The 26,301-nt window shown below is 68.6% G+C and carries 22 protein-coding genes and 1 pseudogene; 12 read left to right on the top strand and 11 right to left on the bottom strand.

Features of this window, described 5'->3' with window-relative positions; translation table 11 throughout:
* Positions 1–25 precede the first annotated feature (25 nt).
* Positions 26–1,021, bottom strand: coding sequence for a BMP family lipoprotein (locus A6A40_RS13670; protein WP_063635860.1), 996 nt, complete (start codon positions 1,019–1,021; stop codon positions 26–28).
* A gap of 249 nt (positions 1,022–1,270) precedes the next feature.
* Here A6A40_RS13670 and A6A40_RS13665 point away from each other — a divergent pair, with 249 nt between their 5' ends.
* The 3 genes from A6A40_RS13665 (at position 1,271) to A6A40_RS13655 (ending at position 4,001) form a co-directional block, all read left to right on the top strand.
* Positions 1,271–2,503 (top strand): Bcr/CflA family multidrug efflux MFS transporter, encoded by a 1,233-nt coding sequence (locus A6A40_RS13665; RefSeq protein WP_063635859.1) that lies wholly within the window; start codon positions 1,271–1,273, stop codon positions 2,501–2,503.
* A 101-nt stretch (positions 2,504–2,604) separates the two neighbouring features.
* Positions 2,605–3,681, top strand: coding sequence for an ABC transporter substrate-binding protein (locus A6A40_RS13660; protein WP_063635858.1), 1,077 nt, complete (start codon positions 2,605–2,607; stop codon positions 3,679–3,681).
* A gap of 5 nt (positions 3,682–3,686) precedes the next feature.
* Positions 3,687–4,001 carry a DsrE family protein gene (locus tag A6A40_RS13655; RefSeq protein WP_063636302.1) on the top strand — a complete coding sequence of 105 codons (315 nt, stop codon included), beginning with the start codon at positions 3,687–3,689 and terminating at the stop codon, positions 3,999–4,001.
* A 16-nt stretch (positions 4,002–4,017) separates the two neighbouring features.
* On the opposite strand, the gene A6A40_RS13650 is transcribed toward A6A40_RS13655, so the two are convergent.
* Positions 4,018–5,058 carry a 4-(cytidine 5'-diphospho)-2-C-methyl-D-erythritol kinase gene (locus tag A6A40_RS13650; RefSeq protein WP_063635857.1) on the bottom strand — a complete coding sequence of 347 codons (1,041 nt, stop codon included), beginning with the start codon at positions 5,056–5,058 and terminating at the stop codon, positions 4,018–4,020.
* A 77-nt stretch (positions 5,059–5,135) separates the two neighbouring features.
* Positions 5,136–5,684 (bottom strand): RBBP9/YdeN family alpha/beta hydrolase, encoded by a 549-nt coding sequence (locus tag A6A40_RS13645; protein ID WP_063635856.1) that lies wholly within the window; start codon positions 5,682–5,684, stop codon positions 5,136–5,138.
* A gap of 128 nt (positions 5,685–5,812) precedes the next feature.
* On the opposite strand from A6A40_RS13645, the gene A6A40_RS13640 reads away from it, so the two are divergent.
* Entirely contained in the window at positions 5,813–7,039 is a 1,227-nt protein-coding gene (locus A6A40_RS13640) for a methyl-accepting chemotaxis protein (protein WP_063635855.1), read from the top strand.
* Here the strand turns inward: A6A40_RS13640 and A6A40_RS13635 are convergent.
* Complete coding sequence (locus A6A40_RS13635; RefSeq protein WP_063635854.1) at positions 7,024–7,836, bottom strand: methyltransferase domain-containing protein; 813 nt, start codon at positions 7,834–7,836, stop codon at positions 7,024–7,026. The genes A6A40_RS13640 and A6A40_RS13635 overlap by 16 nt on opposite strands.
* A 54-nt stretch (positions 7,837–7,890) precedes the next feature.
* Here A6A40_RS13635 and gloB point away from each other — a divergent pair, with 54 nt between their 5' ends.
* The gene (gene gloB / locus A6A40_RS13630; RefSeq protein WP_063635853.1) at positions 7,891–8,658 is read left to right on the top strand and encodes a hydroxyacylglutathione hydrolase; all 768 of its coding nucleotides are present in this window, start codon (positions 7,891–7,893) and stop codon (positions 8,656–8,658) included.
* A 27-nt stretch (positions 8,659–8,685) separates the two neighbouring features.
* On the opposite strand, the gene A6A40_RS13625 is transcribed toward gloB, so the two are convergent.
* From A6A40_RS13625 to A6A40_RS13610, 4 genes are all read right to left on the bottom strand, one after another.
* Entirely contained in the window at positions 8,686–11,388 is a 2,703-nt protein-coding gene (locus A6A40_RS13625) for a TIGR02302 family protein (protein WP_063635852.1), read from the bottom strand.
* 166 nt (positions 11,389–11,554) lie between these two features.
* Entirely contained in the window at positions 11,555–12,493 is a 939-nt protein-coding gene (locus tag A6A40_RS13620) for a DMT family transporter (protein ID WP_167562464.1), read from the bottom strand.
* A gap of 124 nt (positions 12,494–12,617) precedes the next feature.
* Positions 12,618–13,163 carry a DUF2934 domain-containing protein gene (locus tag A6A40_RS13615; protein ID WP_063635850.1) on the bottom strand — a complete coding sequence of 182 codons (546 nt, stop codon included), beginning with the start codon at positions 13,161–13,163 and terminating at the stop codon, positions 12,618–12,620.
* Between the two features lie 135 nt (positions 13,164–13,298).
* Entirely contained in the window at positions 13,299–13,949 is a 651-nt protein-coding gene (locus A6A40_RS13610; protein WP_063635849.1) for a hypothetical protein, read from the bottom strand.
* A 175-nt stretch (positions 13,950–14,124) separates the two neighbouring features.
* Here A6A40_RS13610 and A6A40_RS13605 point away from each other — a divergent pair, with 175 nt between their 5' ends.
* The 5 genes from A6A40_RS13605 (at position 14,125) to A6A40_RS13585 (ending at position 19,123) form a co-directional block, all read left to right on the top strand.
* Positions 14,125–15,690: a bifunctional aminoglycoside phosphotransferase/ATP-binding protein gene (locus A6A40_RS13605; protein WP_063635848.1), complete on the top strand. Its 1,566-nt coding sequence runs from the start codon at positions 14,125–14,127 to the stop codon at positions 15,688–15,690.
* 187 nt (positions 15,691–15,877) lie between these two features.
* On the top strand, positions 15,878–16,744 hold the full coding sequence (locus tag A6A40_RS13600) for a universal stress protein (protein ID WP_063636301.1): 867 nt from the start codon (positions 15,878–15,880) through the stop codon (positions 16,742–16,744).
* Between the two features lie 149 nt (positions 16,745–16,893).
* Positions 16,894–17,154, top strand: a complete 261-nt coding sequence (locus A6A40_RS13595) for a hypothetical protein (RefSeq protein ID WP_063635847.1) — start codon at positions 16,894–16,896, stop codon at positions 17,152–17,154.
* Between the two features lie 112 nt (positions 17,155–17,266).
* A complete protein-coding gene (locus A6A40_RS13590) occupies positions 17,267–17,737 on the top strand; it encodes a hemerythrin domain-containing protein (RefSeq protein ID WP_063635846.1) in 471 nt (156 codons plus the stop codon).
* A gap of 84 nt (positions 17,738–17,821) precedes the next feature.
* Positions 17,822–19,123 (top strand): hypothetical protein, encoded by a 1,302-nt coding sequence (locus A6A40_RS13585; protein ID WP_063636300.1) that lies wholly within the window; start codon positions 17,822–17,824, stop codon positions 19,121–19,123.
* A gap of 24 nt (positions 19,124–19,147) precedes the next feature.
* Here the strand turns inward: A6A40_RS13585 and A6A40_RS13580 are convergent, their stop codons facing one another.
* The 3 genes from A6A40_RS13580 to A6A40_RS13570 form a co-directional block, all read right to left on the bottom strand.
* A complete protein-coding gene (locus tag A6A40_RS13580) occupies positions 19,148–20,839 on the bottom strand; it encodes a methyl-accepting chemotaxis protein (protein ID WP_063635845.1) in 1,692 nt (563 codons plus the stop codon).
* A 254-nt stretch (positions 20,840–21,093) separates the two neighbouring features.
* On the bottom strand, positions 21,094–22,983 hold the full coding sequence (gene uvrC / locus A6A40_RS13575; RefSeq protein ID WP_063635844.1) for an excinuclease ABC subunit UvrC: 1,890 nt from the start codon (positions 22,981–22,983) through the stop codon (positions 21,094–21,096).
* A 125-nt stretch (positions 22,984–23,108) separates the two neighbouring features.
* Positions 23,109–24,164, bottom strand: a complete 1,056-nt coding sequence (locus tag A6A40_RS13570; protein ID WP_063635843.1) for a GMP reductase — start codon at positions 24,162–24,164, stop codon at positions 23,109–23,111.
* A gap of 190 nt (positions 24,165–24,354) precedes the next feature.
* Here A6A40_RS13570 and A6A40_RS13565 point away from each other — a divergent pair.
* Positions 24,355–24,492: pseudogene (locus A6A40_RS13565) on the top strand (ISAs1 family transposase); the annotation flags it as partial.
* 305 nt (positions 24,493–24,797) lie between these two features.
* On the top strand, positions 24,798–26,267 hold the full coding sequence (betB, locus tag A6A40_RS13560) for a betaine-aldehyde dehydrogenase (RefSeq protein ID WP_063635842.1): 1,470 nt from the start codon (positions 24,798–24,800) through the stop codon (positions 26,265–26,267).
* Positions 26,268–26,301 lie beyond the last annotated feature (34 nt).

Genomic DNA, 26,301 nt, shown 5'->3' with positions numbered 1-26,301 from the left:
TCCTGATCGCAAACCAACCGCCGGTTCAACTGCCGTCCGCCACGGGAATGCGGCCCGCGACGATGGCTCGGCGTGCTGCTTCCGCCGCATCCAGCATGGCGGGGGTCAGAAGCTCCCGGTTGTTTTCATCCACTGCGTAATCGACCGCACCCTCAGCCAGCCCCAGTGCCACCGTGCCGGCGCTCCATCGTCCCTGGAGTGCGGCCTGGAAACTCGAGTCCACCGCCAGATCGACCCGCTTCAGCATCGAGGTGAGGATGGCGCCGGGATAGAGATAGTTCTGGTTGCTGTCGACGCCGATGGCCAGCCGGCGCGCCTCGCTCGCCGCGGCGAAGATGCCGAAGTTCGACACGCCCGCCCCGGCGAAGACCACGTCGGCCCCGCGCTGGAACTGGCTGCGCGCCACCTCCGCCCCGGCGGTGGGGTCGTTGAAGGCGGCGGGCGTGGTGCCGACGAAATTCACCACCACCCGGATATCGCCGCGGGCATGGCGCGCACCCTGTTCGAAGCCGGCGATGAATTTGCGGATCAGCGGGATGTCCAAGGCGCCGACGAAGCCGACGGTCCCGCTTTTCGACGCCAGCGCCGCCAGCACGCCGACCAGGAAGGCGCCCTCCTGCTCCTTGAAGGTGACGCAGCGGATGTTCGGCGCCTCCGCCACCGCATCGACCAGGGTGAAGCGCACCGCCGGATGCGCCGGGGCCAGCCGGGTCAGCGGCGTCGCATAATAGAAGCCGATGGCGACCAGATCGGTCACACCGCGCCGCAACAGCGATGCCACGCCCTGGTCGAATTGCGCCGGATTGGATGGCAGGTATTCGAGCACCGGAATGCCGCTGGCCGCCTTGAACCGCTCCGCCCCGGCGAAGGCGCCTTCGTTGAAGCTCTTGTCGAATTTCTGGCCCGCCGCATAAATCAGCCCCGGCCGCATATCCGCTGCCCGCGTGTGTTGCGGCAGCAGGACCAGGGTGGCCCCAGCGGCGACGCAGGACAGGACCGACCGGCGGTTGGGGTGCGGCATGACGCTGCCTCCGGCTGGGTGGAAAACCCGGTATCCAGACTCAATCTTAGACACGGGCCCGCCGCCGGAACCAGAAATTTGTGCTCCGCAAACCGGTGAAAGCCGGAATTGTCGGGGCTTCGGCCCATCGCGCGGCGGTCAAGGCAGCCATGACAAGACAGGACTTTGCGCAGAGCGGGTGACGGATCAGCTTATAGGCTGTGGACTCTGTCCGGCCGATTCCCCATCCCTTCTCATTCGGATTTGCCGATGCTCGCGCGCCTTGCCGCCGTCCGTTCCCGTTTGCCTGCGGAAAGCCCCTTCTTCATCGCGGCGCTCGGCGTGTTGATGTCGTTCGGTCCGATGGGCACCGACATGTATCTGCCCGGCATGCCGGAGATCGGGCGTGATCTGCATGCGCCGCAGGATCAGGTGCAATGGACGCTGTCGGCCTTCTTCCTGGGCTTCGGCGTCGGACAACTGCTGTGGGGGGCGTTGAGCGACCGGTTCGGCCGGCGGATCCCGGTGGCGACCGGCATCCTGCTCTATGCCGTGGGCTGTGTCGGCTGCTCGCTGACCACCGATGTCGGCCATCTGGCGGCCTGGCGCTTCGTGCAGGCGGTGGGGGCGTGCGCCGGTCCGGTGCTGGTCCGTGCCATGATCCGCGACGTGTTCGAGCGCGACCGCGCCGCCAGCGTGCTGTCGATGATGATACTGGTGATGGGTGCCGCCCCGATCATTGCGCCGCTGATCGGCGGGCAGATCCTGATCTGGGCGAACTGGCGCTGGATCTTCTGGGCCCAGGCGGCTTTCGGCGTCATCGCCATGCTGGCGCTCGCCACCCTGCCGGAAACCCACCCCGAGACGCGGCGCACCAGCCTGCGCCCGATGGTGCTGGCGGAGTCCTACCGCACACTGCTGACCAACCGCCGTTACCTCGGCTATGCGGTGGGATCGTCCTTCATCTATGCGGGGATGTTCGCCTTCATCTCCGGATCGCCCTTCGTCTACATCGAGCTGTTCGGGGTGCAGCCGGAGAATTACGGCTTCCTCTTCGGGCTGAACATTGTCGGCATGATCATCGTCAACACGCTGAACAGCCGCGCCGTCATGCGTTTCGGGTCCGACATGATGCTGCGGATCGGGGTCTGGCTGTCGGCTGCGAGCGGCATCCTGCTGGTCGCCACGGTGGCCGGCGGCTGGGGTGGGTTGTGGGGGCTGGTCGGCTGTCTGTTCCTGTTCATGTCGCTGACCGGCTTCTGCTTCGCCAACTCCATGGCCGGGGCGCTGCAGTCCTTCCCGCAGATGGCGGGAACCGCATCGGCGCTCGCGGGCATGCTGCAGTTCAGCATCGGCGCGGTGTCCGGCTGGGTGGTTGGGCTGATGGCCAACGGCACCGCCATGCCGATGGCGGCGGTGATCGGTGGCACGGCCCTGGTCAGCCTCGCGTTGAACCTGTGGCTGATCGGTCCGGTGCGCCGCCGGCAGCATTGCGAACAGTAAAACACAAATCATTTGTTAAATTCGGGAGCCTGCATCCGGAGTGATGTGAATTGAGTTTCCCGGCTGGGCGGGCTAGCTTTGCCCGGCAAAGGGAGACCGCAATGCCGACGAACAACCGTTCAAACACCGCCTTTCCCATCGCCCGCCGCCGGCTGCTGGCCGACGCCACCATATTGGGCGCCGCCGCATTGGGCGCCGTTGCCGCCGGGGGTGCCGCGTCGCTGCCGGCCTTCGCAGCGACCACCCTGCGCGTCGGCTATATCCCGATCATCCCGATGACCCAGCTCTATGTGCTGACCGGGGAGGGATGGGCGAAGGAAGCCGGGCTGGCCCTGCAGACCACCAGCTTCCAGTCGGGTCCGGCGATGATCCAGGCGCTGGCATCGGGGACGATGGACGTCGCATATGTCGGCATCGGCCCGGCGATGATCGCGCGGTCGAAGGGTGTGAAGCTGAAGGTCGTCGCCGCCAACGTCATCGACCAGGTGGCGCTGATCGGCCGCGGCCCGCTGGCCAAGGCGATGGCCGGCGCCGCCAGCCCGGCGGAGGGGATCAGGGCCTTCCGCGCCGCCAACGGCCGGCTGCCCAAGATCGGCTCGCTCCCGGCCGGTTCGGTGCCCGACACGGTTCTGCGCTATTGGATGGCGGAAGTCGCCCATATCGGCGCGGACGAGGTCGAGATCGTCGGCATGGGCGAACAGCCGCTGCAGCAGGCGCTGTTGACCGGGGCCATCGACGGCGCCTCGATCCTGGAACCGATCCTGACGCTGGTCCGGTCCCGTCTGCCGGATGCCGCCATCATCGCCAAGGCCGGCACCATGTTCCCCAAGCAGCCGGGCGCCGTCCTGGCGGTGACGGAGGATGCCATCGCCAACAACCGCGCCGCCGTCGCCGATCTGGTCAAGCTGCATATCCGCGCCACCGCCTTCGCCAAGTCCAACCCCGACCGCACGGCGGAGCTGGTGACGGACATCATCGGCAAGGGGCTGGTGGAGCGCGATGTGATGCGGGCGGCGCTGACCTCCGACGCGACGACCTTCGTCGACGACCCCAGGGCGATCCTGGACTCCACCAAGCGGATGCAGGCCTTCCAGCAGACGCTGGGCCAGATCACCGAGCCGGTCGACGTGGATGCGCTGTTCGACCTGTCCTTCCACGACGCGGCCATGGGGAAATGACCGCCATGACGTCGCAGCCCGAAGCGCCCCTGCGTCTGGTCATCCACGCCCCGACCCCGGCGGCGCTGGAGCGGGCTCGGAACAACGCCCGCAACCTGTTGAGGGCGCGGCCGGACGCCGAGGTCCGGATCGTGGTGAATGCCGGCGCCGTGGCGGCTGCGCTGGACGGGCCCGATGCGGAGACCGACCGGCTTCTGCGCGTCTGCGGCAACACGCTGGCGAAGACCGGCCGCACCGCCGAGGGGCTGACGGTGGTTCCCGCCGGCGTCCTCGACATCGCCGAGGCGCAGGCGGCGGGTTGGGGCTACATGCGGGCCTGAGCGGCGTCCCCCCTTGTCAGCCGATGCCCCATCCGCCGGTGTCCGGGAAGGGAACGGCCGGGGGTGGGACTGCGGCTGCGGGATCGGCGACGATGCCGCGCGGCAGGGCCGGGGCATCGGGCGGGGTGGGGCGCAGGCGGGTTGGCCTGACCCACCAGCCCGGCTCCGCCGTTGCGATGGCCTTGGCCGCGGCCTCCGCCTCCTGCGTCGTGGCATAGAGGCCGAAGCAGGTGGCGCCGCTGCCGGACAGGCGGGACAGCAGGCAACCGGCGCTGCGCTCCAGCGCCGCCAGCACGTCGGCAATCGCCGGGGCGACCGTCAGGGCCGGGGCAGTGAGGTCGTTGGTCCGTTCCAGCAGCAGCGCGGCCAGATCGCGGGCGTCCGCCGGCTTGCGGGCGAAGCGGGCGGGGGCGGAGAATGGGGCGGCGCTTTCCGCGCGTGCGGCGGCCAGTGCCCTGAACACCGCCGGCGTCGGCACCGGCAGGTTCGGGTTGACCAGAACCGCATGGGTTTCCGGCAGCTCCGGCGCTTCGTCCAGCACGTCACCGATGCCGCCGAAATAGCAGCTGCGCCCGGCGACGCAGACCGGCACATCGGCGCCCAGCCCGGCGGCCACCGCGAACAGAGCCGGATCGTCCGTCGGCATCCCCCACAGGCGGGCCAGTGCCCGCAGGCAGGCGGCGGCGTCGGCCGACCCGCCGCCGATGCCCGATGCGACCGGCAGCGCCTTGGTCAGTGCGATCATCACGTCTGCCTGCCGGCCCAGCCGGGCGGCCAGCGCATGGGCGGCGCGCATCACCAGATTGTCGGCCGGATTTCCACCCATCAGGTCCGGGCCGAAGGGGCCGGCGATGGCAAGACGCGGGCCGGCCGGCGGCAGATCGGCGCCGCGCAGGGCGAGCCTTGCGGCGGCCGGCGTCAGGGCGATGGCATCGCCAAGGTCGGCGAAGGCGACGAGGCTGTCCAACTCGTGATAGCCGTCTGCGCGCCGGCCGGTGACGTGGAGGTACAGGTTCAGCTTGGCCGGGGCGGCCTCGACGATGGGAATGCCGGTCATAAGCTCCAATCCGCTGGCGGGCGCGCGACGACATGCCCTGTGTCGCACCCTTGCCCCCGCAGCGGCAAGGGGTTGCTTCACAGCTGTGCCAGCAGGTCCTTCAGCAGAGTTTCGCCCATCGGCCAGGGACCGTGGCCGCTGTCGCCGTTGATGTGTCCGACCTCGCCCGCATCGATGAAGTCGGCGCCCCACAGGGCGGCGAAGCCGCAGGCGCGTGCGGCTGCGCAGTAGGGATCGTTGCGGCTGCCGACCGTCACGGCGGTGAAAGGCAGCGGATCGGTCGGCACCGGCGCGAAGCGGCGCACCACCGCCGGCACGCGGTCCGGCGACTCGACATCGGGCGGGGCGACGAGCAGCGCCGCCGCCACCTTCTCCGCGGCGTCGGAAACCGCCGCCCAGCGCGCGACCAGGATGCAGGCCAGGCTGTGCGCCACCAGCACCACCGGTCCGGGAGCCGTGCGGACCGCAGCATCGAGCCGCTCGACCCACCGGTCAGGCTCCGGTGCGTCCCAGTCGCCGAACTCGACGCGGGTCAGTGCCGGCAGCCGGCCTTCGAGCCAGCTCTGCCAATGCTCCGGTCCGGAGTTGCCCAGACCGGGAAGAACCAGAACGGTCGGCTGCGTCATTCTTTCAACTCTGCGTTTGTAAATGTTGCGTGTAGTGTCGGAAGATAATCAAAAATCCTGCAAATGCTCTCTGCCCGGTAGGCGGAGCAGGGCCGGGAAACACCAACCGGAGACAGGGGAGAAGCGCCTTGGACATCAGCGCCACCATCGCACAGGATCTCTGTGATGCAATCGGCCGTGAACTGGACACCGTCGTGTCCCTCATCGGCAAGGGCGGCACCGTCGCCGCCTCCACCGCGAGGGAGCGGATCGGCACCGGCCACCCGGTCGCGGCCGACATCGTCGCGCGGCGGCTGGACGAACGCGCCGTCAGCCGGGAGGAGGCGGCCAAGTCGGGCGGTACGATGCGCGAGGGTTACGCCATCGCCATCGATCTGGACGGCGACCGCGTGGGCGCGCTGGCCGTCGCGGGTCCGGCCGAACAGGCCCGCCGCTTTGCCCGCCTCGCCCGCCACTGGGCGGTGGCGACTCTGCGGGCCGAGACGGCGGAGACCCGCCGCGTCGCCCTGATGCGCGACCTGTCCGACCGGGTGGAGCGCGAGGTCGGCGGGCTGGCCGCCGATCTGGCCGATGCCGGCCGCCGGCTGGAGGCGGCGATCGCCTCCGTCCGCACCGCCGGGACCGAGGGGCTGCGCCAGACCGCCGACGCGGCCGGTGCCGCTCGTGCTGTCGACGGATCGGTCGGCGCCATCGCCGGCATGCTCGACCGTCTTGCCTCCACCTCCGACCAGATCTCCGGCGACACCAGCAAGGCGCGGGAGATCAGCCTCGCGGCGGCATCCGACAGCGACCGCGCCACCACCGTGATGAACTCCCTGCGGTCTGCGGCGGAGCAGATCGCCAGCGTGGTGAAGCTGATCAACGCCATCGCCAGCCAGACCAACCTGCTGGCGCTCAACGCCACCATCGAGGCGGCGCGGGCCGGAGAGGCCGGGCGCGGCTTCGCCGTCGTCGCCAACGAGGTGAAGGCCCTGTCGCGCCAGACCGCCGACGCCACCAAGCAGATCGCCGACCAGGTCGCCAACCTGCAGAAGGAGACGGCTGCGGTGGACGAGGCGCTTGGCCGCATCCATTCCACCATCGGCTCGATCCAGTCGATCAACGGCACCGTCGCCGCCGCCATCGACGAACAGGCGACGCTGACCGCCGAGGTGGCACGCTCGCTCGACCGCTCCCGCCAGGATGCGATGGCGGCGGAACAGCGGATCGGCGACGCCGAACAGACGCTGGGCGGGGTGACGCGCACGCTGGACGAGCTGGCGACTCTGAGCCAGACCATCGCGGCGCGGGCGGGAAGCCTGGGCAGCGGGCTGGGCAGCCGGTTGTCCGATGCGCTGCGTCAGGTCCGCGGATAGGGCTGCTGCCCGTCCACGGCATCGCCGCCGGGCCCGGTGATGATGCGGGCGCTGCCGCTTCTTGCGGCGGGGGCCGCACCGCCCGGCAGGGGCACGATCAGCCGGCGCTTGACCGGCTGGTGTGCTGCCCGGCGCGACACGCCGGCGAAGATCTGCTTCGACGCCTCGATCATCGTCACCCCGGCGAAGGCCTTGAACCAGCGCACGCCGACCTCTTCCCAGGCCGGTGCCGTCTTCTGCAGGAAATGCGAGCGCAGCGGCGGGATGAACAGGGCGTGGCGGGTGCGTTCCGGCACGAACATGGTGTCGCGCAGCACCTGCTTCAGCTGCGAGGAGGAATAGGGAAAGCCATGGCCGAACGGCGTCCAGTCGGCGCGCGCCCACAGGCCGCGGCGGTTCGGCACCACCGCCAGCACCCGTCCGCCGCCGGCCAGCACCCGCCAGATCTCGCGCATCATCGGCCGCAGCTGTTCCGTCCCCTCCAGCCCATGGACCAGCAGGACGCGGTCGATGGTGTTGTCGCCGAAGGGCAGATCGGCCTCGTCGCCGAGCGCCACCATGCCCGGTCCTTCCGCCGGCCAGAAGCTGACGCCCTGGCTGGCCGGCATCACGGCGACCACCCGGTCCGCCTCCCCCATGAAGGGACGCAGGTAGGGGGTGGTGTAGCCGATGCCCAGCACGATCTGGTCGCGCACGTCCGGCCAGATGGTGCGGATGCGGCGGCGGATCATCCGCTGGGCGGTCCTGCCCAATCCGGACTCGTAGAACTCCCTCAGATCGACGATATCTGTGTACATGGTATCCCAAGCGTAACACGGGTTTCGTATCGCAACAGCAGGGAGTCCGCTGCCGTGGAGGTCATTCTCGTTCCGGCTTTCGCCGACAATTACATCTATGTGCTGCGTGACGCGGCATCCGGCAAGGTCGGCGTCGTCGATCCCGGCGAGGCCGCCCCGGTGCAGGCCGAGTTGGAGCGGCGCGGCTGGACCCTGACGCACATCTTTCTGACTCACCACCACAACGACCATATCGGCGGCGTGGCCGAGCTGAAGGCCCGCCACCGCGTCACCGTGATCGGCGCCCGTGCCGACGCCCACCGCATCCCCGACCTGGACGTGGCGCTCGGCGACGGCGACCGCACGGTGTTCGGGGAGCAGACCGCCCGCGTCATCGCCGTTCCCGGCCACACCAGCGGCCATATCGCCTTCTGGTTCGAGGCGGCGGAGACGCTGTTCAGCGGCGACACCCTGTTCTCGCTCGGCTGCGGACGCCTGTTCGAGGGCACGCCGGCCCAGATGTGGGAGTCGCTGCAAGCCCTGCGGTCGCTGACCGACTCGACCAGAATCTATTGCGGGCACGAATACACCCAGTCCAACGGCCGCTTCGCCCTGACCGTCGACCCGGACAATTCCGTCCTGCGCCAGCGCATGGAGGAGGTCGGGGCCTTGCGCGAGCGGAACCAGCCGACGATCCCGACCACCGTCGGCCTGGAACGCCGGACCAACCCCTTCCTGCGCGCCGATGAGCCTGCCGTCCAGTCCGCCATCGGCCTGTCCGGCGCCCCGGCGGTGGAGGTCTTTGCCGAACTCCGCCACCGCAAGGACCATTTCCGCGGGTAGAGTCGGTCGCGTCGCCGCTGCTCCCGGTCAGAACTGCTTCAGCAGACGGTCGATGTAGTTGCGTTCCTCCTGCGGGCGGCCGTACTGGCCGGAACGGCGGCGGAGTTCGTCGAGGATTTCGCGGGCGCGCTGCAGTTCCGACTGTTCCGGGATCTTCACGTCGTTGGAATCCTGCATGCCGTAACCCGACGGTCGGCGGCCCAGCGGGTCGCGGCCGCGGCCGTTCTGGCCCGGCATCTGGCCCTGCTGGCCCATCATCGCCGGTCCCTGGCCCATCATCATCTGCTGGGCCATCTGCTCGGCCATGCCCTGCATCCCCTGCTGGAGCTGCTCCATCGCCTCGGTCTGCGACGGCACGGCGGCGCCGGGGGCGCCCCGCTGCAGGGCCTGGGCGGCATCGCGCATGGCGCGTTCGGCGCGGCCCAGCGGCTGGGGAATTTCGCCGCCCTGCTGTTCACCCATGCGGCGCATCAGCTCGCCCAGCTGGCGGCGCAGCGCCTCCTGCTGTTCGGCCTGCTTCTGCAGGGTCGGGCTGCCAGGGTTCTGTTGATTGTTCTGTTGGCCGTTCTGGTTGCGGCGCTGGTTGGGCTGGCGGTTGCGCGGCTGCTCGCCCTGCTGATCCGCCGATTCCTGCGACTGGCGGAAGCTCTGGTCCAGAAGCTGCTGCTGCTGTTGGGCCAGCTTCTGCAATTGCTGCATCATCTCCCAGGTCTGGTTCTGCTGCTGGCCGTTCTGCTGGTTCATCTGGGCCATGGCGCCCGACCGCATGGTCTCCAGCATCTGCTGCAGCTGGGACAGCATCTGGCGCGCGGCGTCGCGCGATCCCGTCTGCGCCATCTCGCGCATCCGGTCGAGCATCTGCTGCAGATCGTTGCGGTCCGTCATCCGGTCGGCCATCTCCGGCGGAACCATGGGCAGCTGCTCGCCGCGCTGCAGCGCTTCCATCATCCTCTGTTCCATGGCGTCGAGGAATTTGTCGAGCGCCGCCTGCAGCTCGTCCATCAGGCGGTTCAGGTCCTCGTCCGACGCATTCTTGTCCAGCGCCTCGGTCAGCCGCTTCTCGGCGTCGCGCAGATCCTTCTCGGCCAGCGACAGGCCGCCGTCCTCGATGCGCAGCGCGGTCTCCCACATCAGCTGCTGCAGGGGGGAAATCGACTCGGCGCTCTCGTCCAGCATCAGCCGGGCAATGGCGGTGCGCATCGACAGGAACGCGACGATGTCGTCGCCATAGGTGCCGGGCCGGGCGGAGATCTCGGCCAGCGCGCGGGCGACCTGCACCCGTGCCCCCTTCGGGTTCCGGGTCAGGATTTTGCGCTGGTTCACGATGGCGCGGGCGACCGGGTGGTTGAAGGCCCGTTCCGGCAGGGAGATGGCCGCATCCTCCGAGCGGCCGGTGTGGCCGGCGCCGTCGGTGGCGGTCAGGCGGACCGTCACCGGCATGCCGGCCCAGGGGTGGGCGGTCAGGTCCTGGAAGGCGGTGCTGTGCGCCTCCTTCGGACGGACGCCGGGCAGCGACAGCGCAAGTTCGAGCATCTCCGCGCTGTCCGCCTTCTCCTCCGCCGCCTTTTTCGCGCGGTCGGACTGCGCTGCCCCATCCTGTGCGGTGGCGGCTGGCGGCGGAACGGCGGGGGCGAGGCGGATTTGCGCCTTCACCTCGGTCAGGCCGTAATCGTCGCGGGCGGCATAGTCCAGCTTCAGGGCGCCGCGCTCGGCTGCCGAAGGCGGGCTGGCATGGGCGATGACGGGAGCACGGTCCGGAACCACCTGGATCGGCCAGGAGCCGAGCGTGCGGCCGCCCTGGGTGACGGAGATGCGGGTGCCGCCGGTCACCGGCCGCTGCACCTGGAAATTCGTGGAGTCCACCGCCTCGAACGGGCCGGAGTGATCGCCGGCCTCCAGGCTCGGCGTGCCGTTGCCGCCGGTGACGCGGGCCAGCACGAGGCTGCCCTGCGGGATCTGGACCGGCTGGTCGGCGGGCTGCTGGCCGGTCGTCTGCTTGTTGGCTCCCTGCTGGCTGGCCGCCGGGCTGGTGGGTGTCGCGGTTGAGCCGGATTTCAGGAAGACCGGCGGCAGGCCGGTGTAGTCGGGCGGGTTGATCCAGAGATCGAGCGTCGCCGTGGCGATGACGGTGCCGCCGTCGAACCGCGGGGTCAGGGCGGCTGCCACCCTAGGGCGCCAATCACCCCAGGCGGCGGCCCCGGCCACCACCAGCGTCAGGATCACCAGGGCGCGCAGGGCGTAACGGTCGTGCGACGGCACATCGGTTCCCGGCCAGGCGACGCGGAGGCTGCGCATGGCCGCGCGGGCGCGCTCCTGGTGCAGGCGCCACAAGGCCTGGGCCATCGGATCGTTGCCGGCCGGCCGGTCGCGCAGGGTGTGCAGCGGACGGTGGTCCAGCCCGCTGTCGCGTTCCAGCCGCCTGCGCGCCTCATCCTCCGCCGGTGCACGGAAGCGCCGGACGCCGATGACCAGCGACAGCAGGAAGGCCGCGGCGAGCGCCAGCAGCGCCAGCGCATGCAGCCAGCCCGGCAGCAGGATCAGCAGATTCAGCAGGGCCAGCGCCAGGAAGGCGCCCAGCACGGACAGCGGCGCCCACAGCGCCGGCCCCAGCCGTTCCCACAACAGCGCCGCGCGCGCCTGGGCCAGCCGGAAGCGCGGCTCCCTCACGCCGTCGCCCCCCTGAATGCCGTCGGCAGGCCGGCTCTCGCCGCGTCGCCCGTTCTGCGTCATGCCGCCCCCTCCGCGCCGAAATGCAGCCGGTCCGTCGCCGCCTGCCGATTCTGCTGCGCACGCCAATCATATAGGCGGCGCCGATGGATTTTGCCCACCGGCGCGATGGTACAGCCCATCATTGCGCAATGGCGAAACTATGGCGCGGAAACCGGCTGGTGGGTAGTCAATCGCCGTCGCCGGGCGGCAGCGGCTGCGACGGGGTGGCGCGGCGCCGGGTTTCGCGATGCAGGATGTAGAGGCCGCTCGCCATCACCACGGCGGCGCCGACCACCATGGTGCCGGTCGGCACCTCCCCCCACATCAGCCAGCCGAAGCCGACCGCCAGCAGAAGCGAGGTGTAGTTCAGCGGCGCCACCACCGCGGCCGGCGCCAGCGAGTAGGCCCGTGTCAGCGTCAGTTGTCCCAAGCCGCCCAGCAGGCCGGTCGCCACCAGCAGAAGCCAGCCCATCGGGTCCGGCGTGACCCAGGAGAAGGGCAGGGTCAGCCCAAGCAGGATTGTTGTCAGCAGGGTGAAATAGAAGACGATGGTGTCCGGCGGCTCCGTCCGGCTCAACTGGCGGATGGCGATCATCGCCAGCGCGTTGGTCAGCGCGCCGAACAGCGCGATGATGGCCCCCAGGTTCAGCACGTCGCCGCTTGGCCGCACGATGATCAGCACGCCGGCGAAGCCGACCAGCACCGCGCTCCAGCGATGGATGCCGACCTTTTCGCTCAGCAACGGAACCGAAAGGGCGGTGAGGAACAGCGGGGCTGCGAAGTTCAGCGCGATGGCGTCGCCCAGCGGCAGCAGGTGGAACGACCAGAACATGGCGACCATGGTGGTCAGCCCGATCAGCGACCGTCCCATATGGCCCAACGGATGGCGGGTGTACAATGTGGACGCGAAGCCCTTGCCCAGATGGATCGACAGGCAGACCGGGATCAGCGCGAACAGGCTGCGGAAGAACATCACCTCGGTCACCGGGAAGCGGTCCATCAGGAGCTTCGCCAGGACGTTCATCAACGAAAAGAACAGCACCGACGCCAGCATCGAACCGATGCCGAGCGGGGTATTGTCGATGCGCTTGTGCGGTTTGGAGAGGGTTTGCGGCGGGACTGTCACGGTGCCCCGAGCCTACCAAGCGCAACAGCCCGCGTCACGGTGTCGCGACGCGGGCGGTCATGTCCATGGGGTATGGCGGCGTTGCGAAAATCCGCCCGGCCCGCCGTCCAACCGACCGAGGAGCTTAAACTTTGAACAGACCGGAGATCTCGGCCTCGGCGCGCAGCCAGTGTTCCTGCTCGCGTCCTTCCGGACGGCCGTCCTCTTCCCAGATCTGATAGGCGCGTTCCTGGATCATCCGGTTGCGCTGGCCGCTCAGCAGGCCCTCGGCGATGTTCATGTTCAGGCGGGCCAGCGAGACAAGCTTGCTCGACTCGATCGCGCCTTGGGTCGCCAGCATGGTGGTGGAGACGACATACTGCGCCAGATTGCGCAGATTGGCCTTAACCTCCGGCTCGACGGGGCAGTCGTCGTTCAGCAGGACGGTCTTGATCGCGACCCACAGCTTCAGGTTCTGGTCCAGCGCGATGCTGACCTTATCCGGCGAATCCGATTCCAGAAGGCTGCCGGCCGCCTGCAGCAGGACGATGCTGTCCTGCTCCACCGACGCGAAGTTGGTCCGCAGGATGGTGTCGGCCCAGCTTTCCACCGGCGCTTCGAACACGGGTGCGGCAGCGGCAGGGGCGGTTGCGGGAGCAGCGGAGGCGGCGGTCTTGCGCTTGGTGGCCATGGTGGGTTCCCCAGGGAGCGTTCGGTCCGCGTCCACTTGATCCAACCATGTTTAAAATGCAGTTAAGACGCTACCGCCGCGCGCGTTTTCCCACCGGCAGACACCGCGACACGATGTCCTGTCGCGCCGGCGGGGTCAGGGGCCGCCGAAAGGCAACCGGTAATAAAAGCCGAACACGTTGTTGGTGCCAGCGGCCGGATCGCCTGCGGCGGCATCGTTGACGATGCGGCTGTAACCCAGGCTGAAGCGGGATTTGTTGTCGAACTGGTATCCCAGTTCCAACTGCGAGCGGAACTCGGTGGTGGGCGCGCCCTCCCGCCGCACGGTGGGCAGGGTGCCGGCGCCGACGCTGGGCGTGAAGACGAAGGATCCGAGCGGGACGTCGATCAGCACGCCGCCCATGATGCCGGCCAGACCGCCGGAGACACCGGCGCTCCCGGTGCCGGTCAGTCCGCCGGCCAGTCCGGTCACGGCGCCGCGCGGGGTCAGGCTGCTTCCTGTGCCCGGCCCGATCCAAGGCTGCACGCTGGCAAAGCCGTCGATCTGCGGGATCAGCGAGCCGCCGATCCGCATCTTGCTGTTGAGGATTGTGAGGCTGCTGTCCGGCGGAGGTTGCAGGCCGTAGGCGAGGCCACCCAGTGCCCAAGTGCCGAACCGTCCATCGGCGTCGATCGTCTGTGCCGCCGCTGCTCCCGCAAGGGTGCAGGCGAGCGCTCCGGCGACGAAGCCGGGCCACCGCGCCGCGGCGGGGATGCTGTGCATCAGGCGGCTGGACAGGTGGTTCACGGGCACCCTCCGGTGACGCGTCGGCTCTGGCAGGCATTCTCGGCCACTATAACGAAGGGGCGTGGCGTTCGTCGCATGGCGTATCTGTGCTACCCCTAGGATGTCGTGATTGGCATCGGTGTTTCAACCATGAAAGCAGGAGCGAAGCGGGGGCTGGCTCTGCTACCTTCACGTCATGACCGCGCACCCCATCGATCGGCAGCCAAGCCCACTCCGGGGGCATGACCGGCAGGAGGAGGCGATCGCCTTCCTGGACGACCCGCGCGCGCATGACGGGCAGGCGGTGGAGCGGATCGACACCCATGCCGCCCTGGTTTTCCTGGCCGGCGACCGCGCGCTGAAGCTGAAGCGCGCGGTGCGGTATCCTTATCTGGATTACTCGACGGTGGAGAAGCGCCACGCCGCCTGCTTGGCGGAACTGGCGATCAACCGCCGCACCGCGCCGGCGCTCTATCGGGAGGTGGTGGCGCTCCGCCGCGGCGCCGACGGACGGCTGTTCCTGGATGAAGGCGGCGGCGCGGAGGATGCCGTCGATTGGGTTGTGTCGATGATGCGCTTCCCCGACGACGGGCTGTTCGACCGCATGGCGGAGCGGCACCGGCTGACCCCGGAGCTGATGCGCCGGCTGGCCGAACGGATCGCCGCCTTTCATCGCGAGGCCGCTCCCAGGCCGGATGGCGGCGGCGCGGCGGCGATGCGGGCGGTCGCCGATGGCAATCTGGAGGATCTGCGCGCCGCTTCCGACCTGTTCCCCGAAGCCCTGGTGGCGCGGCTGGCGGTGCGCACCGCGGCGGCGCTGGACCGGCTGGCGCCGCTGCTGGAGGAGCGGCGGCGGAGCGGCTTCGTCCGGCACGGCCATGGCGACCTGCATCTGCGCAACATCGTCCTGCTGGACGGCGAGCCGACCCTGTTCGACGCCATCGAGTTCGACGAGGCGCTGGCGGTCGCCGACGTCTTCTACGACCTTGCCTTCCTGCTGATGGATCTCGATCACCGGGGGCTGCGGCCGCTCGGCACGGTCGTGCTGAACCGCTATCTGGAGGAGACGGGGGATTGCGGCGGGCTGGCGGCGCTGCCGCTGTTTCTGTCGCTGCGCGCCGCGGTCCGCGCCAAGGTGCTGGCCGCCACGCTGCGGCTGGGTGGCACGGCGTCCGGTCTGTCGGAGGAGGCGCGGCGGTATCTGGACCACGCGCTGGCGGCGCTCGACCCGGCACCCGCGCGGCTGGTCGCGGTCGGCGGCCTGTCCGGCACCGGCAAGACATGCCTTGCCGAAGGGCTGGCCCCAGGGCTGGGGCCGGCACCGGGCGCGGTGGTCCTGCGCACCGACGTCCTGCGCAAGCGGCTGTGCGGCGTGGCCGACACCGACCGGCTGCCGGAGGACGGCTATGCCCCCGCCGTCACGGAGCGGGTCTATGCCGAGCTGTACCGGCGGGCCGCGGCCGTGCTGGCGGCGGGGCATGCGGTGGTCGTCGATGCGGTCAGCGCCCGGCCGGCGGAGCGCCGCCGCCTCGCCTCGATAGCCGCCGATGCCGGCGTGCGATTCGACGGGATCTGGCTGGAGGCGCCGTTGACCGCGCGGGTGGAGCGTGTGGCCAATCGTCGCAACGACGCGTCCGACGCCACCGCCGACGTGGCGGAGCGGCAGGAAAACTACGATTTGGGTACAATCGATTGGACGCGCCTGGATGCTGGCAGGGTTGCAGCGGATGTGCTGGACGACGCCCGTGCAAGCTTGGCCTAATTGCAGGACGGACAACATGTTAAGGGCCGACCATCGAAGGTCGACGGCTCCGCCCCGGGCCGTGGACCGCGATGACCATACCGTTATGATGATGGGGCGAACGACGGCACGGTGAATGCCCCGCCGCACCGGCGGGCGGATCGGCGCCGTCCGGGAAGGGCCGCTCGAACCGGTCCGGGAGGAGTCCATGACCTACAAGACCATCCTTGTGCCGCTGTGCGGCAGTGACAACGATCCGGTGGCCCTGAAGGGCGCGGTCGCGGTTGCGAAGGATTTCGACGCGCATCTCGTCGCCCTGTTCGTCCGCCTCGACCCGCGCGATGCCGTGCCGATGCTGGGCGAGGGCATGTCCGGCGCCATGGTGGACGAGATCATGCGCGCGGCGGAGACGGAATCGAACAATCACCGCGCCGCCGCCCGCCGTCATTTCGACACGGTGATCGCCGAAGCCGGGATCGAACTGCGCGACGTCCCCGGCGGGATCGAGGCTCCGTCCGCCGCCTGGCGCGAAGTGATCGGGCGGCTGGAGGACGTGGTGCCGGCGGAAGGTCGCCTGTCCGACCTGATCGTCTGCGCCCACACCTCCATCGAGGCCGACACCCAGGGCTACACCACCATGGAAACCGCGCTGCTGGGCTCCGCCCGGCCGGTGCTGCTGGTGCCGAAGGACCTGCCGGCGGAGATCGGCCGCACCGTTGCCGTCGCCTGGAACGGCAAGGCGGAGGCGACCCGCGCCGTCGCCGCGGCGCTGCCCTTCCTGCGCAGCGCCGAGCGCGCTGTCGTGCTGACCGCCGAGACCTCGGTGACCGAGGCTGCGACAGGACGCCGCATCGCCGATTATCTCGCTTGGCAAGGTGTTAATCCTGAGTTAACTATATTGTATCCGGGATCGGAACCCGTTGGGGAGACGGTCACCAAGAAAGCCGTGGAGCTGGGCGCCGACCTGCTTGTGATGGGCGGCTATGGCCACAGCCGGATGCGGGAAATGATCCTGGGCGGTGTCACGCGCTACGTGCTGAACCACGCCGGGCTGCCGGTTCTGATGGCTCACTGAATTTTTGCCGGTCTTCGGCCGCGCGGTTTCCCCGCCGCTTGCATTGGCGGGGTACCGTGCGGCGCTGGCATTTGCAGGGCGCCGGTCAGCAGGACCGATTTTCGACCCTGACCACGGGGCAGTCCGGCCGTTCCTGGGAGGAACGCGCCATGTTGACGATCAAGGACTGCATCGCGCTGAGCGATCTCACCGAAGCCGAGATCGACGCGATCGCCGAACACGAACATGTTCCGGAAATGGTCGCCGTGGAGATGGGGCATTGCCTTGCCCACTGCCCCGGCGGAGCCGACCGCATCGCCCACATCATCGCCGACGACATCGCGGAGGCCTGTGCCCACGGGCAGGTCGCCCATGCGGTGGACCTGATGCGCACGCTGCGGGAATTCGTGGAAACGCATCCCGAAGGCTGAGCCGGCGGCAGCGGTCGCAGGGAACAGTCCGGCCGCGGCGGGGTTCTATTGGCAATCAATTCCGCGGCTGCCTTCCGGCGGCCGCCCCCGACAATTGCCAAGGACCCCGACGATGGCCAGCAAGACCACCGGTACCCAGGCCGACATCTTCGCCCGCATCAAGACCGACCACGACACCATCCGCCGCCTTCTCGATCAGACCGAGAAGGCCAACGGCAGCGGCCGCGCGGTCTTCGAGGAGCTGCAGCGCGAGCTGTGGGCCCATTCCAAGGTCGAGGAGGGCGTGTTCTACGCCTCGCTGAAGAAGGCCAAGGAGGCGAAGTCGGAGACCATCGAGGGGCTGAACGAGCATCATCTGATCAACGGCCTGCTGGACGAGCTGAACGCGATGAAGACCAGCGACAGCGGCTGGAAGGAAAAGCTCCAGGTGCTGGGCGAGCTGGTCCGCCACCATTTGGACGAAGAGGAGGAGGAACTGTTCGAGGAGGCCAAGGACGTCCTGGACGATTCCCGCGCCGCCGAACTTGGCAGCGCCTACGCCGACCGTAAGAAGCACATGATGGCGGGGCTGGCGCCGCTGTAAGGTGGCGCTCCCTTTCCGGTTCGGTTGCCGCCGGCCGGCAAAAGGGCCATATCTGGACCTTTGTGGAACTGGCCGGCGGTGTCGATGTCAAAGCGTATCTGCGTCAAGCGCGTGCTCCCCCGGCGTGCCGGATGGTTCCGCAGCGCCACGCTGGCGGCGGTCGTCTTCGGAATTTCCGCAGCGATGAGCGTTCACGTCTCCGCCGCTCCCGCGGCACCGGCGAAGGAACTGGCCCAGAAGACCTGTGCCGCGCTCGCGTCCCGCGTGGACGAGGTCTCGGGGCGTGGGCCGCTGTTCCTGCGCAGCTACGACAATTCCTACGCCCCCGGCCCCACCTCGGAGCCGGCGCTGTCCAACGCCGCCTTCACCTACGACAACGCGCTGGCGATCATGGCGCTGACCGCCTGCGGCCAGCGCGACAAGGCCCTGCGCATCGGCGAGGCGCTGCTTGACGCGGTGTCGCTCGACCGGGCCGGCTGGAAGGGGCGGCTGCGCAACACCTACCGGGCGGGCGCTCAGAAACAGCGGCCGATTCCGCCAAACGGCTGGTGGGATGCCGTCGGCAACCAGTGGGGCGAGGATCCCTATCAGGTCGGCACCGCGACCGGCAACGTCGCCTGGGCCGGACTGGCCCTGCTCACCCTGGCGGAATCGACCGGTGAAAAGCGCTTCCGTGATGGGGCCGCCGAACTGGCGCGTTGGGCCGTCGAGCACACCCGCGATCCGCGCGGTCCTGGCGGATTCAATGGCGGCCTGCAGGGGTTCGATGACGCGCCGCAGCCGCTGACCTGGAAATCGACCGAACACAACACCGATCTGGTCGCGCTGTTCGGCTGGCTGGCCAAGGATTCGGGTGACGATTTTACCGGGCCGGAGCGCGAGGCGCGCGCCTTCCTCGATAGGCTGTGGACGGCCGGCGGCGACCATTTCCCCATCGGGACCGGGCCGGACGGGGTGACGGTCAGCACCTCCACCTCTGGCCTCGATGCCCAGCTCTGGCCGTTGCTGTTGCCGAAGGCACCGGAGGCTTGGCGGGCCGCGCTCGCCTATGCGGAGCGTGCCCATGGCGCCGACGGCGGTTTCGATTTCAACGACGACCGTGACGGCATGTGGGTGGAGGGTACGGCGCAGGCGGCACTCGCCTATCGCGCCGTCGGCCGCCGCGGCGATGCCGACCGGCTGTTCGGCGAATTGCTGAAGGAGATCAGCCCAGGCGGCTACCTCTATGCCACCCGGCCGCAGGTGCTGACGACCGGGCTCGCCATCGGGCCGGACAGCAAGACCGACGACTTCCTCTATTACCGCCGGCCCCACCTTGGCGCCACCGCCTGGGCGGCGCTGGCGGCACTGGGTTGGAACCCCTTCACCGGAAAGACGGTGCCGTAACGGGCGCCATGTTTCCCTATGGGGTCAGCCGGCGCGGATCTGCGACAGGAAGCCCTCCACCTCGCGATGCATCGCTTCCGACTGTTGCGACAACTCGCGGGCGGCCGACAGAACCTGACCGCCGGCGGTTTCCGTCTGGGCGGCGACTTCCGTCAGTTCCGACAGGCTGGCCGACACGCTGGCGGTGGCGTGGGAGGCCTGCTGGATGGCGCGGCTGATTTCCTCGGTCGTCGCATTCTGTTCAGTGATGGCGCTGGAAATGGCGGTGGCGATCTCGTTCATGCGGGCGATGGTGATGCCGATGCCCTGGATCGCCGTCACCGCCGTGCCGGTCACCGTCTGCATCGCCTGGATCTGCGCGGAAATCTCGTCGGTGGCGCGGGCGGTCTGGCTGGCAAGGCTCTTCACCTCGCTCGCGACGACGGCGAAGCCCTTGCCCGCCTCGCCGGCACGCGCGGCCTCGATGGTGGCGTTCAGGGCCAGAAGGTTGGTTTGGGCGGCGATGTCGCTGATCAGCGACACCACCTCTCCGATGCGCTGAGCGGTCTGGGAGAGATCGCCGACCACGGCGTTGGTCTGCTCGGCCTCCCGCATGGCGGAGCCGGCCACTTCGGTGCTCTGGTTCACCTGACGGGCGATCTCGGCGATGGAGGCGTTCATCTCCTCCGTCGCGGCAGCAACCGCCTGCACGTTGGAAGAGGTCTGTTCCGACGCGGCGGCGGAGCTGGTGGCCTGCTGCATCGACTTCTGCGAGATGCCGCTCATGCTGCGGGCGGTGCTTTCAAGCTCCGTGGCCGCGGCCGCGACGCCGCGCAGGATGCCGGAAATGGCGCTGTCGAAGGCGCGCAGCAACCCTTCGCGCCGGTTGGCCAGGGCAAGCGCCTGTTCGCGCTGGCGGTCGACCTCGGCCTGGACCTCGCGGCCCTTGACCAGTTCCAGACGGAAGCCTTCGACCGAGCGGGCCAGCTCGCCGATCTCGTCCTTGCGGCCGATGCCCTCGACCGTCTTGTCGAGGGCGCCGCCCGTCATCCGCCGGACTTCCTGCATGAGTGCGCGGAGCGGCAGCACCAGACCGGCACGGGAGATCAGGAAGGAGACCAGAAGCCCGGCGCCGAGCGCCAGCGCCGCTGCGACCGCCAGCGTGATCTTCATCGCCTCCGCCAGCTTCGTCGCTTCCAGCACCGCGGCCTCGGTGCGCTTCGACACGTCGCTGTTGTAGGCCTTCACCGCGTCGGTCAGCGCCATCTGGCCGTCGCGGCTGGCCTTCAGTCCGCCGATCACCATCTGCCGCCCCTCGTCGCCACCCTTGGCAGCCGCCGCCTTGGCGGTGTCGAGCATCGAGCGGACCTTCGTCTCGTAAGCACCGAAGCCGGCGCGGATCGCATCGACCTTCGCCGTCCGCTCGCGGTCGGCAGGCGAACCCATCGCAGCCAGCCGCTCCTTCATCTCGGCGATGCGCTTGTCCGCCTGCGCCGTGTAGTTTCCGGCCTGGGCAGGGTCGTTGCCCAACTCATATTCCATCCGGCTCAATGCGATGATGTCGATGCGCATGTCGAAGGCGCTGAGCTGCTCCTTCTGCGTGCGGACCAGATCGCCGATGGCCTGTTCCGTGCGGTCCAGGGCGTAGAACCCGGCGGCGGCGGTCACCACGGAAAAGAGCCCGACCACCGCGGCCGCGGCCGCTGTCTTCGTTTGGATTTGCCAGTCAGCCAGCATGTCCTTCACCTCGAATGAGATCTGGGGAGGGAATGGAGATGGAAAAGGGCAGACTCATGCGCGGCCCGCCTTCAGGGCGCTTACCGGGACATCATGCAAACACAGCATAATTAAAATTTTATAAAAAATTGTATTGATGCTCTCCCTATGGCCGGGTGCAGCGATGTAGTATTTCTGTAACAGAAAACATCTCCAAGATGTTCGGGCAGCGTATTTGCCGGTAGCAAGATCTGATGCGGTTTTGGTGTTGGTGATTATCCGTGGAAATGCTCGTAGAGCTTTTGCGCGATGGCCGCGCTGATGCCGGGCGTGGCTTCCAGATCCTTCAGCCCGGCGGAGGCCACGGCAGTGGCGCTGCCGAAATGATGGAGCAGCGCCTTCTTGCGGGCCGGGCCGATACCGGGGATGCCGTCGATCCGGCTGTGCGAGATCGCCTTCATGCGGCGGGCGCGGTGACTGTCGATGGCGGTGCGGTGGGCCTCATCGCGCAGCCTTTGCAGGAAATGCAGCACCGGGTCGTTGGGCGCCAGGGTCAGCGGCGGTTGGCCGGGGCGGAAGAAGCGCTCGCGCCCGGCATTGCGGTCCGGCCCCTTGGCGATGGCGACCAGCGGAATGCCGGTGATCCGCAGCATCGCCAGCTCGTCCTTCACCGCGTTCAACTGTCCCAGTCCGCCGTCGATCAGGACGAGGTCGGGCCACTGGGCAGAATCGGGGCCGGACTCGCTGCTGCGGTGGAAGCGGCGGGTGAAAGTCTCGCGCAGCATGGCGTAATCGTCGCCGGCAGCCTCCGGATCGCGGATGTGGAAGCGGCGGTAGGCGTTGCGCTGGAACCCTTCGGGCCCGGCCACCACCATGGCGCCGACCGGGAAGGACCCCTGAATATGCGAGGTGTCGTAGATCTCGATGCGGCGCGGGGCGGCGGGCAGGCCGAAGACCCGTGCCACCCCTTCCAGCAGGGTTGTCTGGGTGGAGCGTTCGGCCAGTCGCCGGCCCAGCGCATCGCGGGCGTTGGTCTGCGCATGTTCGACTGCGCGGCGCTTCGGCCCGCGCCTGGGGCATTCGACGGTAACGCGGTGGCCTGACGACAGGCTCAGCGCTTCCTCCAGCAGATCCGGCGCCTCGACCGGTTCGCTCAGCAGCAGCAGGTCCGGCGGCGGGGTGTCGGCATAGAGTTGGGCGGCGAAGGCGGCCAGGATGTCGCCGGACTCCTCCTCGGCATCGATGTGCGGGAAGAAGGCACGGGTGCCCTGGTTGCGGCCGCCGCGGAAAAAGAAGGCCTGGACGCAGGCCGCACCGCCGTCGCGGTGCAAGGCCAGCACGTCGGCGTCGCCCAGCCTATCCTCCAGATTGATGTCCTGGCGGCTTTGCAGGGCGGTCAGCGCGCGGATGCGGTCGCGCCAGCGGGCGGCGTCCTCATAGTCAAGCCGGTCGGAACTGTCCAGCATGTGGCGGGCGAACGCCGCCTGCACCTCGGCACTGCGGCCGGACAGCACGTCGCGCACGCCCTGGACCTGGGCTGCGTAGTCCTCCACGCTGACGCGGCCGACGCAGGGGGCGGAACAGCGCTTGATCTGGTGTTGCAGGCAGGGCCGGGTGCGGGAGGCGAAGACGCCGTCGTCGCAGCTGCGCAGCAGGAAGGCGCGCTGCAGGGCGGCGATGGTCATGCCAACCAGATGCGGCGAGGCATAGGGGCCGAACAGGTCTGAGTCACGGCGGTTGCCCTTGCCCCGCATTCCCCGCCGCTCTGCGCTGCCGCGGTGCTGCATCAGGCGGGGGAAGTCGTGCCCACTCCCTTTATTGCTTGTGCCAATCACGATGTAGGAAAAGGAGCGGTCGTCCTTCACCAGGATGTTGAAGGGCGGCAGCAGGCTGCGGATCAGGTTCGCTTCCAGCAGCAGCGCCTCGGCCTCGGTGTGGGTGGTGACGAACTCCATGGAGCGGGTCAGCGCCACCATCCGCCGGGTGCGGTTGGCCAGCCCGTCGGTGCGGGTGTAGCTGGCCACCCGGCGTTTCAGGTTCTTCGCCTTGCCGACATAAAGGACCGACCCGTCGGCCGCCAGCATCCGATAGACGCCGGGCGTATCCGGCAGGGTCGGCAACTGCGCGCGGATGACATCCGCTCCGCTGCCGGGCACCCTGTCCATAAGTCTTCCCGTTCCCGCAAAGATCCGACTCGCCGTTCACCCAATCAGTAGAACGGAACAGGACCAAGAGACAAGAATCGGACGGGGGCGCCGACAGGGATCAGCCATGCGGCCGGTGCTGCCGATCAGCCTCCGAACACCGTGTTCAACTGGGCGCCGACGCGGACGAAGGTGGTGCGTTTCGGCACCTCCTTCAACCGGGTGGCGCCGATGTAGGTCATCATGCTGCGCACGCCGCCCATGATCTCCTGCATCGTGTTCTCCACCGGTCCACGGTAGGGGACCTCCACGGTCTTCCCCTCCGACGCGCGGTAGGAGGCGACGCCGCCGGAATATTTGTGCATCGCCGTGTCCGACGACATGCCGTAGAAGATCATGGCGACGGGCACGCGGTTGCCGTCGTTGTCCTCGTAGCGGATCTCGCCCTCGCACTCGTCATGGCCGGCCAGCATGCCGCCGAGCATCACGAAGTCGGCGCCGGCGCCATAGGCCTTGGAGATGTCGCCCGGCACCGTGCAGCCGCCGTCGCCGCAGACCTGCCCCTTCAGCCCGTGGGCGGCGTCGGCGCATTCGATGATGGCCGACAGCTGGGGATAACCGACGCCGGTCATCTTGCGGGTGGTGCAGACCGACCCCGGCCCGATGCCGACCTTGACGATGTCGGCGCCGGCCAGCAGCAGCGCCTCCGTCATGTCGCCGGTGACGACGTTGCCGGCCATGATGACGGTCTCCGGGTTCTCCTCGCGCAGGCGCGCGATCACCTCGACGAAACGCTCGGTATAGCCGTTGGCGACGTCCAGGCAGATCTTCCCCACCGGCGCCTTGGCCTTCACCGCCCGGAACTTGTCATGGTCGGCATCGGCGATGCCCATCGAATAGAAGACGTTCGACTGGACGGCGGATTCCGCCTCCGCCTGGAAGAATTCGACCAGCTCGTCCGCCTTGTAATGCTTGTGCAGGGCGGTCATGGCACCGAAGCGCGACAGGGCGCGGGCCATGCCCATGCTTCCGGTGACGTCCATGTTGGCGGCGATCAGCGGGAAGCCGGTCCAGTCGCGCTGGGTGTGCAGGAAGGTGAAGGTCCGGTTGACGTCCACGTCGTTGCGGCTTTGCAGCGTGCTGCGTTTCGGCCGGATCAGCACATCCTTGAAGTCGAGCTTGAGGTCGCTTTCGATGATCACCGCACACCTGCCGATATCTGTTTGCCGGGCCAACCGCTTTCACAAGGCCCAACGACACAGAGTGGAGGCGATGCCCCGCTTCGGCAAGCGGCATCGGGGTTGGTGCAGGGCTGCGAACTCGGGTCAACGACGGTTTCCGAATGGCGAGGTTTCTGATCCGGTGGAGGCCTTCGTCTGGGAAGACCATTCCATGAGTTCGATCGAAGCCGGATTTGGTGAGAAATCGCGCCTGAAAGCGCTGCTGGAGCAGTCTTCGCGGATCGACGACCCATGCGCTCCCCGATGGGTTGCCTGCCCCTTGTCGGAGATCCTGCTTCCGGCGGTCTGCGAGGCGTGGCCCGACCGGCCGGAGTTGGTCGCATCCGTTAAGCTGGATTCGGAAGCCCCGCCGGCGGATGGCACGACTTTGTCCCGCACGGTACGGCCAGATCGCCGGGCCTGTGGCTGACTGCCAGCCTTCCGGTTTGTTTGGACACGACCATTCCGGAGAACGGAATCGTCACCCGATCTTTTTTAATTGAACGTTCAATCAAAAAAAATCAGGCTGTGCTCCTGGAATGATGGTGCTGCGAACCAATGCACCCTTGGACCCTGGGATCGGAAATCCGGGCTCAGGAGGATGGGAGACAGGACATGACGCGATTCGGACGGCAGGCCCATTACATCCACGGTCTTCCTGTCGCGGGCGAGGGTGAGGAGCGCTTCGCCACCGTCGATCCGGCGACCGGCGAAACGCTGGCCGAGGTGGCGCAGGCGACGCCCGCCGATCTGGACCGCGCGGTGGACAGCGCGAGGGGCGGGCAGGCGGTGTGGGCGGCGATGACCGCGATGGAGCGGGCACGGGTGCTGCGCCGGGCGGTATCCCTGCTGCGCGAGCGCAACGACGCGCTGGCCGAGATCGAAACGCTGGACACCGGCAAACCGCTGAGCGAGACGCGTGCGGTCGACATCGCCACCGGCGCCGACGTGCTGGAATATTACGCCGGCCTTGCCCCGGCGCTGGAAGGGCGGCAGATTCCGCTGCGGCCAAGCTCCTTCGTCTATACCCGGCGCGAGCCGCTGGGGGTGGTGGCGGGGATCGGCGCCTGGAACTATCCGATCCAGATCGCGCTGTGGAAATCGGCCCCGGCGCTGGCCGCCGGCAACGCCATGATCTTCAAGCCGAGCGAGGTGACGCCGCTGACCGCCCTCCATCTGGCGGCAATCTACAGCGAGGCCGGGCTGCCCGACGGCGTGTTCAACGTCCTGCAGGGCGACGGCCGGGTCGGCGCCATGCTGGCCACCCATCCCGGCATCGAGAAGCTGTCCTTCACCGGCGGGGTGGAGACCGGCAAGCGGGTGATGGCCGCGGCGGGCGGATCGACCCTGAAGGAGGTGACGATGGAGCTGGGCGGCAAATCGCCGCTGATCGTCTTCGCCGACGCCGACCTCGACCGCGCCGCCGACATCGCCATGATGGCGAACTTCTACAGCTCCGGCCAGGTCTGCACCAACGGCACCCGCGTGTTCGTCCACCGCGGCATCGCGGCGGCGTTCGAAGAGCGGCTGCTGGCCCGCGTGCGCCGCATCCGCATGGGCGATCCCCTGGATCCCGACACCAATTTCGGCCCGCTCGCCAGCTTCCCCCACCGCGACAAGGTGCTGCGCTACATCGAGGCCGGCAAGGCGGAAGGCGCCCGGCTGCTGGCCGGTGGCGGTGTTCCGGAAGGGCCGGCCTTCGCGCGCGGCGCCTATGTGGCGCCCACAATCTTCACCGACTGCCATGACGGCATGACCATCGTGCGCGAGGAGATTTTCGGCCCGGTCCTGTCGATCCTGACCTTCGACGAGGAGGAGGAGGTCATCGCGCGGGCCAACGCCACCAGCTACGGCCTCGCCGCCGGGCTGGTCACCAGCGATCTGGCCCGTGCCCATCGGGTGATCCACCGGCTGGAAGCCGGCATCTGCTGGATCAACGGCTGGGGTGAATCGCCGCCCGAGATGCCGGTCGGCGGCTACAAGCAGTCGGGCATCGGCCGCGAGAACGGAGTCGAGACGCTCGACCATTACACCCGAGTCAAATCGGTTCAGGTCGAGTTGGGACCTTATTCCTCGGTGTTCTGAGCCCGCTTTTCAGGGAAGCCCGCTTTTTACAGAA

Origin of the sequence: Azospirillum humicireducens (assembly GCF_001639105.2) — a bacterium.
Classification (GTDB): Bacteria; Pseudomonadota; Alphaproteobacteria; order Azospirillales; family Azospirillaceae; genus Azospirillum; species Azospirillum humicireducens.
This window is presented reverse-complemented; position numbering and strand designations above follow the sequence as displayed.